Here is an 11,312-nt window from a genome sequence, read left to right on the forward strand (position 1 = left end):
GCCCGGCCGATCCTTCAGTTGCCGGGCACGGACGGGCACAGGGCCAGCAGGTCGGTGGGGCGGGCGAGGACGACGGCCGGCTCGGCGGCGAGCAGTTCCTCGGCCTCGGACAGCGCCCACAGCGCGCCGGCCGAGGTCACGCCGGCGCCGTGGGCGCTGGCGATGTCGGTCGGTGCGTCACCGACCATGATGGCCTGCTCGGGCAAGAAGCCCATCAGGTCCAGGGCGTGCTCCACGATGTCCGGGGCCGGCTTCGGGCGGGCGACCTCGTCCGAGCCGATCACATGGTCGAAGAAGGGCAGCAGCCCCAGCTGGTCGAGCAGGGAGCGCGCCCGCTGCCCGCTCTTGCCGGTGGCCACGGCGAGCCTCAGGCCCCGCACCCGCAGGGTGGTGAGCAGCTCCACTATGCCGTCGAAGACCGGCACCTGGGACGCGAGCCGGTAGCTCTCGCGGACGAAGGGCTCCTCCATCTCCAGGGGCAGGCCCATGATCCGCATGATGTCCGGGAAGTAGCGCCCCAGATGACGCCGGTACTCGTCGAACGGCGCCGGGCCGTCGCCGACGACCTCCTTGTACGCGATGGCGAACGCCTCGTACATCACCGCGAAGCTGTCGACGAGGACGCCGTCCAGGTCGAAGATCACGGCGTGTCTGACCGGCTGGGGCGGCTGCGTCGCCGTTGCCGTCCCGCCGGTCACAGGGGCCGCGGTCCGGTCCTGGATCACGGCTCGTTCTGTCGAAACTGGTGCTGTCACCGGCTTCTTCACCTCCTGCTGGTGGGCTCCTACTGATGGACGAGCACGGGGGTCTGCCTGTGCGTGGAGCGGGCCGAGGCGTAGAAGTCCTCGATGACGCGGACCGTCGTACGGGCCTCGCCGATGGCCCTGCCGCGCCGGCCCGGGTCGGCCAGGAGCGCGGCCAGGCCGTCCAGCTGCCGCCCGTACTCGCTGCCGATGGGCTCGTCCGGCACCGCCACGGACGTGGTGGTGCCCTCGCGGGTCAGCGTCAGTTCCGCGTGCGGCAGGCGGTTGGGGCTGAAGCCGAAGGTGCACCTCAGCTCGGCGGTTCCGGCGCTGCCCACCACCTGGATCCGGGACACGTCCCGCGCCGCGTGCGACGCCCAGCTGGCGCGCAGGGAGACCGAGACACCGTCGTCGCGGACGAAGAAGCCCCGGGCGGTGTCCTCGACGTCACCGGTGCCGCCGGCGGCCGCCTCGTCCTGCCGCCAGGCCGCGCCCCAGGCGTCGGCGCCCACGAAGTCGTCCGAGGTCACGCCGACGACCTGGGTGAAGCGGGCCGGGCCGAGCAGGGACGCGAGCGTGTCGAGCAGATGCCAGCCGAGGTCGAAGAGGACGCCGCCGCCGGCCTTGCTGCGCTGCGTGAACCAGCCGCCGGCCCGCGGGATGCCGCGTGCCCGCACCCAGGCCAGGTCGACATGGCGGATGCGGCCGAGCTCCGGCACCAGGCGTGCCAGGGCGCCCACGTCGGCGCGGTGCGGGGCGGCGCTGCCGGCCAGGAGCGTGGCGCCGCCGGCGCGTTCGGCGGCGGCCAGGGTGTCGGCCTCGCCGGAGGTCAGGCACACCGGCTTCTCCAGGAAGACGGAGACTCCCTTGCCGAGCAGGCCCGCGGAGACCTCGGCGTGCAGGTGGTTGGGGACGGCGACGACGGCGAGGTCGACCGCGGCGGGGGTCAGCGCATCCACCGTCGGGTGCACGGGCACGCCCGGTGCCACGTCGAGCGCGGCCCGCGCCGTCGGCGCGGGGTCGACGACGGCCACCACGTCGAAGTCGGCGTGTTCGACCAGCCGGGGCAGCCAGAGCTCCCGCCCCGCCCAGCCGAGCCCGACGACGGCTGTCCTGACGCTCATACGGCGGCTACAGCGTCCGCGACGATCTCGGCCGTCCGGTGCATGTCCTGCTCGGTGGCGAGCAGGGTGCGGTGGTGCAGCCAGACGCAGTCCTGGCTGATGGCCTCGGCGTGCGGGCAGCGCTCGGCGAGCTGGTCGGGGGTCTCGTCGGGGGCGCCCATCTCCCAGAAGGCGTCGGTGCGGTAGATCGCGCGGAAGCCTGCGAACGCCGGCACTCCGGCCGCCACGAGCCGGTCGACCAGGGCGTTGCGGTTCTCCTCCCCGATGCCGGGTACGCGGAACATCGCCATGTAGTGCGAGGGGAAGTCGGTGCGCTCGTCGGCGCGTTGCGGGACGACCCCGTCGATCTTCTCGAGCAGCGGGTACAGCGTGGCCCAGCGCTGCTGTCGGGTCTTTATCTGGCCTTCCAGGCGGCCGAGCTGGGCCCGCAGGACGGCCGCGGAGAACTCGTTGAGGCGCAGGTTGGAGCCGGCGATCTGGTGCTTGTAGAGGCGGTCGGTGCGCGGCCGTCCGCAGCTGTGCCGCAGGAACGCCTTCTCGTACAGCTCCGAGTCCGGGAACAGGACGGCGCCGCCCTCGCCCGCGGTCATCAGCTTGCCGTTCTGGAAGCTGAACGCGGCGACCGAGCCGAGTTCGCCGACGCGCTTGCCCTGCCAGCGGGCGGCGTGGGCGTGCGCGGCGTCCTGGAGCAGCGCGACGCCCGTGTCGGCGGAGAGCTTGGCCAGGGCGTCCATGTCGGCCAGGAACCCGGCCATGTGCACGGGCATGATGACCCGGGTACGCGGCGTCACGGCCGCGGCGGCCGCCGCCACGTCGATGTTGTACGTGCGCGGGTCGACGTCCACCGGGACGGCGACCGCGCCGAGACGCTGCGCCGCCTGCGACGAGGAGATGAAGGTGAAGGCCGGGACGATGACCTCGGAGCCCGGGCCGACTCCCATGACCTGCAGGGCGAGTTCCAGCGCGTGGGTTCCGTTGGTGACGGCCAGCGCGTGGGGAGCGCCGTGGAATTCGGCGAACTCCCGCTCGAAGGAGTCGACTTCGCTGCCGCCCATCCGCCACCACTGGCCCTGCTCAAGGGCTCGGATAAGGCCTTCCCGCTCTGTCGCGTCGTACTGCGGCCATTGGGGGTATTCCGGCGCCTGTCGCACGTTCATGATTCTCCAAGTAACTGGAATTGACTCGATGTAAGGCACAGGACAGCTCGACAACAGGTCCAAAGTAGGTGCCTGCCAGAGCTTTTGCGCATCCCTTGCCTCGGTAGTCTTGGCGGCGTTCTACCGCAGACCGAAGAAGGCCCTATAGGAATTCAGTTGTCCCTCGAGCATGTGAATGCCGTGGTGGATCCGGTGTCCCCGTGCGGCGGCCTCGCGCAGCAGGCGGGTCTCGCGGGGCTTCATGATGATGTCGGCCACGACGCCGCCCGGCGGCAGGGAGTCCAGCGGGAAGGGCAGCGGGTCGTCCGCGCGCAGCCCGAGCGGTGTGGCGTTGACCGCGAGGTCGGCGTCCGCCAGGTGCGGGCCGCTCAGGACGTGCACCCGGCCCGGCCAGTGCGCCTCCAGCCGGGCGGCCAGCGCGGTGAGCTTCGCCGTGTCCGTGTCGTACAGGGAGAGCCGTTCGACGCCGGCCTCCAGGAGCGCGGCGGCAATGGCGCTGCCCGCGCCGCCCGCGCCGACGAGCGCCGCGCGGCTGCCCTTCGGCTCGTGCCCGGCGCCGGCGAGGCCCGTGACGAAGCCCGAGCCGTCGAAGTTCTCCGCGAGCCAGCCGCCGTCGGCCTCGCGGCGCAGCACGTTCGCACTGCCGACGATGTCGACGGTCGTACCGCACCGGTCGGCGAGGTGGCGGACGGCCGCCTTGTGCGGCACGGTGACGAACATGCCGTCGAGGTTCTGCACGCGCTGCAGGCCGCGCACGATCTGCTCCAGGTGCTCCGGCGGGGCGTGCACCGGGACGACCACCGCGTCGATGCCCAGCTCCGCGAAGACCGGGTTCATCAGCGCGGGTGCCTGGACCTGGGCGACGGGGTCCCCCAGGACGGCGTACAGACGGGTGGTGCCCTGGATGGGCATGACGGGAGGTCGTGGGGTCATCGCAGCGCCGCCTTCCGGTCCGTGACACTGTCCGCCGCCCATGCGGCGACGGTGTACGCGAGTTCCCGCGCCTGGTCCGCGTTGAGGCGGGGGTCGCAGGCCGTGCGGTAGCGCGCGGGCAGGTCGGCTTCCGCCGTTCCCGGAGCGCCGCCGACGCATTCCGTGACGTGGTCGCCCGTGACCTCGAGGTGAATTCCGCCGGGGTGAGTGCCAAGGCGCCGGTGCACTTCGAAGAAACCGGCGATCTCGTCGGCTATCGCATCGAATTGCCGGGTCTTGTATCCGTTGGCCGACGTGTAGGTGTTGCCGTGCATCGGATCGCACTGCCAGATCACCGGGTGACCGGCGGCGGCGACTTTCTCCACGATCGGCGGCAGCACGTCCCGGATGCGGGTGTGCCCCATGCGGGTGATCAGCGTGAGCCGCCCGGGTTCGGCGTGCGGGTCGAGCCGGTGCACGTATTCCACGGCCTCTTCCGGGGTCGTGCCCGGGCCTATCTTGAGGCCGATGGGATTGGACAGCAGCTGCGCGAACGCGATGTGCGCGCCGTCGAGTTGACGGGTGCGCTCGCCGATCCACAGGAAGTGGCCGAGGCCGCTGGACAGGCGGGGCTCGGGCCCGCTGTCGTCCACCCACAGCGAGGACCGCTCGTAGTCGAGCAGCAGCGCCTCATGGCTGACGTGGACGTTCCGTGCGCCGAGCGTGCCGTCGCGGCCGAGCCTGCGGATCAGCGCCGTCGCGTGCGCGGCGTCGGCGTGGGCGCGCAGCATCCGGCCGGGGTCGGGGGTCCGGGCCTGCGCTGTGGGCTCGGCGGAGTTGACGATGTCACCGCGGTAGGAGGGCAGCCCCTGGGCGTCCACGGGCCGGGAGCGGGGTTTGGCGTACTGCCCGGCCATCCGGGCGACCCGGACGACAGGCAGTCCCGTGCGGCGGGTGAGCACGTCGGCCATCCGCGCCAGTGTGCGCAGGTTGGCGAGCTTGTGGGCTTCGGTGTTCTCGGCGAAGGACTCGGCGCAGTCGCCGCCCTGGAGGAGGAACGCCTCACCGCGGGCGACCGCGGCGAGTTCCTCGCGCAGCCGTGCAGTCTCGGCCGGTGCCACGATCGGCTCGGCGCGGCGCAGCACGGCCACCACGTCCCGGACGCCTTGCGGGTCCGGCCAGTCGGGCTGCTGCGCGGCGGGCCGGGCCAGCGCGTCCGCCAGCCTGTCCGCCAGGAGGCGGCCGGCCGCGCGGGCGGCACCCGTCGGTCCTGCGGTGCCGGCCGGTCCTGCGGTGCAGGAGGGTCCCTCGGTGTCGGGCGGCCACTGGAGCAGTTGCCTCATGGCCGCGCCGTATCGGTCGTGGCGGCGGGCACGGTGTCGACAAGGTCGGCCAGCGGCGTGCGGGGCATCTCGTCGAGGACGCGCGCGACCACCTCGTGCTCCACGTCGGCCACCAGTTCCGCGCCGCCCCGCCCGTCGAGGACGAACGCGAGGCCGCCGAACGCCTTCTTGTCGTGCCGCATCAGCCGCACCAGGGCCGCGGGCCCGGTCTCGGCGGGCAGGGCGGCGGGCAGCCCGTAGGAGCGGACGACGTCCAGGTGCTCCGCCACCCGCGCCGGGCCGATACGGCCGAGGGCACCGGCGAGCCGGCCCGCGAAGACCGTGCCGATGGCGACCGCCTCACCGTGGCGCAGGGCGAAGCCGGTCGCCTTTTCCAGCGCATGGCCCAGCGTGTGGCCGTAGTTGAGGATGTGCCGCAGTCCGGCGTCCCGCTCGTCGGCTTCCACGATGCGGGCCTTGAGGCTCACACTGGCGGCGATCTGATCCGCCAGTGGGAGCGAGTGCAGGTTCGGCGCGCCGATGAAGTGGGCGCGGGCGATCTCGCCGTAGCCGTTGAGCATCTCCCGCCGCGGCAGGGTGGAGAGATAGTCCGTGTCGCACAGGACCGCGCTCGGCTGCCAGTACGCGCCGACCAGGTTCTTGCCGCCCGGGAGGTTCACCGCCGTCTTCCCGCCGACGCTGGCGTCCACCTGGGCGAGCAGTGACGTGGGCAGGTGCACCACCGGCACGCCACGGTGGTAGAGGGCCGCGGCGAGACCGACCACGTCGGTGGTCGTCCCGCCGCCGCAGGAGACGACGACGTCGGACCTGGTGAGCCCGAAGCGTACGAACTCCCCGCACAGCGCCTCCACCGTGGCGAGGGTCTTGTCCCGCTCCCCGTCGCGGGCCGGCAGCAGCAGGGTCCTGACGCCGGTGTCGGGCACCCATTCCTCGGGGCGGGCCGACACGACGACGGCCCGCCTGGCGCCCAGCCGTTGGACGACCTCAGCGAGGGAGGTACGTACTCCGGGGCCGATGAGCACGTCGTACGAGTGATCTCTCAGGCGCAGCGGAATGGATGCCATGACGTCTCTCTACCGGCCCGCCGTCACCCGGCGGACACGCGACTCGGACCGCTCCTTGCGGTCGATCTCGTCCAGGTGCGGGTAGGAGGGGCAGCCGTAGACGCGCTGGAACGGCTCGAAGGTGTCCCACTCCTTGCGGCGCCGCATCTCCTGGGCCACCGAGTTGTGCTCGCTCCAGAAGTCGCCGCCGATCAGCCGGACGAGGTACTTCTCCAGGGTGTCCCGGTCGGTCGAGCGCGCGGCGTCGGCGGCCATGGCGACCAGCTCGCCGTCGTAGTAGGCGTGGATGAGCCGGATGTAGGTGTCGTAGCCGGTCTTGAAGTAGTTGGAGTACCGGTCGAACAGGGCCTCCTCGGCCGACGGGTCGGCGAGGGCCTGCCCGAGGGTCTCGGCCGCGCGGACGGCGGTGGCCGATGCCACCAGGACGCCGCCGGAGAACATGGGGTCGCCGAAGCAGCCGGCGTCGCCGACCATGAGCCAGCCGGGACCGGTGACCGTGTCCGCGTGGTAGCAGTAGTCGGTCTCGATCTTGAAGTCCATGGAGGGCTGCGTGCCGGTCAGGCGCGCGACGATGCGCGGGATCCGGGCCACGTGCTCCTCGAACACCTTCTCCGGGGTCGAGGCGCGCAGCACGTCGCGCGGCATGACCGTGCCCACGCTGATGGTGTCCTTGGACAGCGGGATGGCCCACACCCAGCCGTCGTCGTGGGCGCCGACCTGGATGTCGCCCTCGACGCCGAGGTTGTGGCGCTCGTCGAGCCCGGAGTAGTGCCGGAACACCCCGACCATGCGGAGCTTCTCGAGGGTCTTGCGCAGCCCGAAGCGATGGGCGATCTTGCCCGTGCGGCCGCTGGCGTCGATCACGTAGGAGGAGCGCACCTCGTGCGACTCGCCGTCGAGGTCGTAGCGGACGCCGACCATGCGGTCGCCCTCCATGAGCAGGTCGTTCACGTTCGCGCCGAAGACGACCTTCGCGCCGGCGGCCTCGGCCTGCTCGGCGAGCATCCGGTCGAACCTGCGCCGCTCGACCTGGAACGCGTTGTCGTGCCGGCCCGCGCCCTGCTTGGTGAAGTCCGCGCGGAAGACGCCCTCGAAGAACTTTTTCTCGGTCGGGTCGATGAACTCGCCGCCGAACTTGCGCACGTAGCCCTGGGCCTCCACCACCTCGCGCAGGCCGATCCGCTCGAACAGGCCCATCATGTACGGCAGCAGGGACTCCCCGATGTGGAATCGGGGGTTCGGCTCCTTCTCCAGGAGCACCACGGAGTGCCCCTGCTTGGCCAGCACGAAGGCGCTGACCGCACCGGCCGGCCCTGCGCCGATCACGACCACATCGGCTGTTTCCTTCGCCATGGTTTTCCCTTTCTGGTGCCAATTCGTTTGACCGGCGCGCTGGGTGATCGGAGTGCGATTCACTCGAATTCGCCCGACAGCAGGTGGGAGACCAGCTGCTCGTGCTCGTCGTCGTCCGTGATGGTGCGTATCTCCTCGCGGCCGTCACGGACCGTCAGGTGACGTCGTCCTTTCAGGACGACCTGACCGTTGTCGAACGTCCGGCCGCAGAGGATCTTCGTGCCGTCCTGCGGCCCGGTGTCCGCCGCGATCTCCTGGGCGAGGAAGTCCTCCATGTCCTTCCAGTCGCTCCACTGCCGGGGCTGCATCGTGAAGGTGTAGACGACGCTCCACCGGGTGACCCTGCCGCGGCGCTGTAGAGCGATCCTGGATCCCCGCTCGACCAGGCGGTACTGGCATCCGTACTGGCTCTGGACCGCGTCGCGGACCAGCAGCGGCTCGATGTAGGAGGGGCCGGGGTAGCCGACGTCCACGAGCCACTCGTCGCCGTCGAGGGCGACGCGGTTGAACGAGTGCTCCACGTCGAGCCCGGAGGCCTCCCAGCCCTCGGCGGTGCTGGCCGCCAGCAGCGTGACGTCGTAGCCCAGCTCCGTCAGCAGCCGGGCGAACAGCCGGTTCAGCTGGAAGCACGTGCCGCCGCGCCCCTGGACGACGCTCGACTCGAACGTGGCGTCCTCGTCGAGGCCGACGAGGCGCACCCCGTCGCTGAAGTCCTGGGTGGCGCCGTTGTACGGAATCGCCATGAGGTGCTTTTTGTGCAGCTTCCGCAGCGTCGCGATATCGACACCGGTTGCTCCGGCGCAGCCGATCCGGTCGAGATATCTTTCCACGTCGAACACGTTCATCACCTTCTTTCGCTGGGGGATCGCTGCTTCACACGGAGACCGCTACGGGCTGTGCCGCCTGTTCACCGCACAGCAGCCCGTGCAGATGCGCGGCGAGCATTCCGGCCGTCGGATAGTCGAAGACGAGGTTGGGCGAGAGCTTCTTCTCGGTGATGTCGCGGAGCCGGTTGCGCAGTTCGATGGAGGTGAGGGAGTCGAAACCGACCTCGAACAGCCCCTGGTCCGCGTCGATCCGGTACGTGGCGCTGTGGCCCAGCACCGCGGCCACCTGGGCCCGCACCAGGTCGAGCAGCACCTTCGCCTGCTCGGCGCCCGAAAGCCCGGCCAGCCGCTCGGTCAGCGCCTGGCCCGTCTCACCGGAGCTCGCCGCCTGGGCCTGCTGCCGGCCCGCGCGGACCAGGCCGCGCAGCAGGTGCGGCACTCCCCCGCCGGCCGCGGCCTGGGTGCGCAGCGAGCGCAGGTCCAGCTTGGCCGGCACCAGTTGCGCCTGTCCCGACCCCACGGCGGCGTCGAACAGCTCCATGCCCTCCGCAGGCGTGATCGCCTGGAGGCCGCCGCGCCGGTTCAGCCGCGCCTTGGTGAGGTCGTCGGTGTCGGCCGCCATGCCGCTGGTCTGCTCCCACAGGCCCCAGGCCAGGGCGAGCCCCGGCAGGCCCGCCGCCCGGCGCGTGGCCATCAGGCCGTCCAGGAAGGCGTTGGCCGCCGCGTAACTGCCGCTGCCCGCGCCCATGAAGACGGCCGAGACCGAGGAGTAGACGACGAACGCGTCCAGCTCCAGACCGCGCGTGAGCTCGTCCAGGTGGCGTACGGCGTCCACCTTCGGCGCGAACACCCGCGCCAGGCGCTCCGGAGTCAGCATCCCGATGACGCCGTCGTCGGTCACGCCTGCCGTGTGCACCACACCGCGCAGGGGGTGCTCGTCCGGCACCGCGGCCAGCAGGGACTTGACCTGGTCGTAGTCCGACACGTCACAGGCCACGACCGACACGGCCGCACCCTGCTCGGTCAGCTCGGCGACCAGCTCCCGCACACCTTCGGCGTCCCGGCCCCGGCGGCTGGCCAGCATGAGGTTCCGTACGCCGTGCCGCGCGACCAGGTGCCGGGCCACCAGGCCGCCCAGCGACCCGGCACCCGAGACCAGGACGGTCCCCTCCGGCCCGAACACCGCCGGCGCGTCGTCGGGGACCTGAGCGGCGACGCGGGCGAGCCGGGGTACCGAGAGGGCCTTGCCGCGCACCGCGCTCTGCGGCTCGCCGGAGGCCAGCGCCGCGCCCAGGACGCGCGCCGCCCGGTCACCGGAGACCGGAGCCGCCGGATCGGTGTCGACCAGGATGATGCGGTCCGGGTTCTCGGCCTGTGCGGCACGCACCAGACCCCACACCGCCGCGCCCGCCGGATCGGTCACCGTGTCCTCGCCACCGGCGGGCACCGCGCCCCGGGTCACCACGGCGAGCCGCGCCTCCTCCAGGCCGGGCCCGTCCAGCCAGCACTGCACGGCCTCCAGGACTCGGGTGGTCAGCGCCAGCACGGCGTCGTCGCCCTCACCGCCGACGGCCTCCAGGACTGCCAGGGCCGGGCATGCGGCGCCCGACTCCACGTCGTCGGCCAGGGTGGCCACCTCTTCCGCAGTGGCCACCGGAGCCCACGACGGCGCGGGCTCCGTTCCCTGAAGCGACAGCAGCTCGGTCCACTCCACCCGGAACAGCGAGTCGGCACGCGGCGTGTCCGCCGCCGTCTCCAACTGCTCGGCGGAGACGACCCGGGACACCAGCGAGTCCATCGTCACGACCAGGGCGCCGGCCTCGTCCGCCGCCGCCAGCGACAGCGCGTCGCGCTCGGGCTGCGCGAGTCGCACCCGCAGCACCGAGGCGCCCGCGGCGTGCAGCACCAGCCCGTTCCACGCGAACGGCAGCCTCAACTCCGCACCGCCCGGCCCTGCTTCGGGGCCGTCGTCGGCCGCGGCCGCACCCGCGATCTGCAGCAGGGGCGCGTGCAGGGCGGCGTCGAGCAGCGCGGGGTGGATGCCGAACCCGCCGGCCTGCTGCCGGTGTTCCTCGGGCAGGGCGACCTCGGCGAAGATCTCGTCGTCGCGCCGCCACAGTGCGCGCACACCTTGGAACGCGGGGCCGTAGCCGTAGCCCACCTCGGTGAGCAGGCCGTAGCCACCGCTGATGTCCACCGGCTCCGCGCCGGGCGGCGGCCAGGCGGCGAAGTCGAACTCCGCTCCACTGCCGCCCGGTTGCACCGTGGCGGCCAGCATGCCGCTGGCGTGCCGTGTCCAGGCGTCCGCGCCGCCCGGGCCGTCGGCGTCCTCGCGCCGCGAGTACACCTCCACAGTGCGTGAGCCGTTCCCGGCCGGTCCGCTCACGGCGACCTGGACGCGCACCCCGCCGTGCTCGGGCACCACGAGCGGCGCCTCGATCACGAGCTCCTCCAGGACGCTGCACCCGGCCTCGTCACCGGCCCGTACGGCCAGCTCGACCAGGCCCGTGCCAGGGACGAGCACCACGCCGCCGACCCTGTGATCGGCCAGCCAGGGGTGCGACTTCAGCGACAGCCGCGAGGTGAACACCAGGCCGTCGGACTGCGGCAGCTCCACCACGGCGCCGAGCAGCGGGTGATCGGTCCCGGCCAGCCCGAGGGAAGTCGCGTCGGTCGTGGTCCCGGTCGACCGGAGCCAGTAGTGCTGGTGGTCGAAGGCATACGTCGGCAGGTCGACGCCCGCCGACGTGGTTCCGGCGGGCAGGGTGCCCGTCCAGTGCACGGGTACG

General features: G+C 72.2%; 9 protein-coding genes. All 9 read right to left on the minus strand.

Annotated features, from left to right (window positions below):
* Positions 1 to 14: 14 nt before the first annotated feature.
* Positions 15 to 725, minus strand: coding sequence for an HAD-IA family hydrolase (locus tag AQI88_RS40255; RefSeq protein ID WP_398698729.1), 711 nt, complete (start codon positions 723 to 725; stop codon positions 15 to 17).
* A 59-nt stretch (positions 726 to 784) separates the two neighbouring features.
* Positions 785 to 1,867 carry a Gfo/Idh/MocA family protein gene (locus AQI88_RS40260; RefSeq protein WP_067010406.1) on the minus strand — a complete coding sequence of 361 codons (1,083 nt, stop codon included), beginning with the start codon at positions 1,865 to 1,867 and terminating at the stop codon, positions 785 to 787.
* Positions 1,864 to 3,024 (minus strand): DegT/DnrJ/EryC1/StrS family aminotransferase, encoded by a 1,161-nt coding sequence (locus AQI88_RS40265; RefSeq protein ID WP_067010409.1) that lies wholly within the window; start codon positions 3,022 to 3,024, stop codon positions 1,864 to 1,866. Before AQI88_RS40265 ends, AQI88_RS40260 begins: the two co-directional genes overlap by 4 nt.
* A 120-nt stretch (positions 3,025 to 3,144) precedes the next feature.
* Positions 3,145 to 3,957, minus strand: a complete 813-nt coding sequence (locus AQI88_RS40270) for a shikimate dehydrogenase family protein (protein ID WP_244184589.1) — start codon at positions 3,955 to 3,957, stop codon at positions 3,145 to 3,147.
* Positions 3,954 to 5,279 carry a 3-deoxy-7-phosphoheptulonate synthase gene (locus AQI88_RS40275; protein WP_079058137.1) on the minus strand — a complete coding sequence of 442 codons (1,326 nt, stop codon included), beginning with the start codon at positions 5,277 to 5,279 and terminating at the stop codon, positions 3,954 to 3,956. Before AQI88_RS40275 ends, AQI88_RS40270 begins: the two co-directional genes overlap by 4 nt.
* The gene (locus AQI88_RS40280; RefSeq protein WP_067010415.1) at positions 5,276 to 6,343 is read right to left on the minus strand and encodes a 3-dehydroquinate synthase family protein; all 1,068 of its coding nucleotides are present in this window, start codon (positions 6,341 to 6,343) and stop codon (positions 5,276 to 5,278) included. Before AQI88_RS40280 ends, AQI88_RS40275 begins: the two co-directional genes overlap by 4 nt.
* 9 nt (positions 6,344 to 6,352) lie before the next feature.
* Positions 6,353 to 7,696 (minus strand): NAD(P)/FAD-dependent oxidoreductase, encoded by a 1,344-nt coding sequence (locus tag AQI88_RS40285; RefSeq protein WP_067010418.1) that lies wholly within the window; start codon positions 7,694 to 7,696, stop codon positions 6,353 to 6,355.
* Between the two features lie 59 nt (positions 7,697 to 7,755).
* A complete protein-coding gene (locus AQI88_RS40290; protein WP_067010421.1) occupies positions 7,756 to 8,541 on the minus strand; it encodes an arylamine N-acetyltransferase in 786 nt (261 codons plus the stop codon).
* Positions 8,542 to 8,569: 28 nt separating this feature from the next.
* The coding region (locus AQI88_RS40295; RefSeq protein ID WP_208616071.1) for a type I polyketide synthase at positions 8,570 to 11,312 on the minus strand (2,743 nt) is incomplete at its 5' end.

Source organism: Streptomyces cellostaticus, assembly GCF_001513965.1.
In the GTDB taxonomy this organism is placed as follows: domain Bacteria; phylum Actinomycetota; class Actinomycetes; order Streptomycetales; family Streptomycetaceae; genus Streptomyces; species Streptomyces cellostaticus.

Excerpts from the sequence above, each read along its gene's own strand:
- AQI88_RS40260 (WP_067010406.1), bottom strand. The coding sequence starts at position 1,867 with ATGAGCGTCAGGACAGCCGTCGTCGGGCTCGGCTGGGCGGGGCGGGAG.
- AQI88_RS40265 (WP_067010409.1), bottom strand. The coding sequence starts at position 3,024 with ATGAACGTGCGACAGGCGCCGGAATACCCCCAATGGCCGCAGTACGAC.
- AQI88_RS40270 (WP_244184589.1), bottom strand. The coding sequence starts at position 3,957 with ATGACCCCACGACCTCCCGTCATGCCCATCCAGGGCACCACCCGTCTG.
- AQI88_RS40275 (WP_079058137.1), bottom strand. The coding sequence starts at position 5,279 with ATGAGGCAACTGCTCCAGTGGCCGCCCGACACCGAGGGACCCTCCTGC.
- AQI88_RS40280 (WP_067010415.1), bottom strand. The coding sequence starts at position 6,343 with ATGGCATCCATTCCGCTGCGCCTGAGAGATCACTCGTACGACGTGCTC.
- AQI88_RS40285 (WP_067010418.1), bottom strand. The coding sequence starts at position 7,696 with ATGGCGAAGGAAACAGCCGATGTGGTCGTGATCGGCGCAGGGCCGGCC.
- AQI88_RS40290 (WP_067010421.1), bottom strand. The coding sequence starts at position 8,541 with ATGAACGTGTTCGACGTGGAAAGATATCTCGACCGGATCGGCTGCGCC.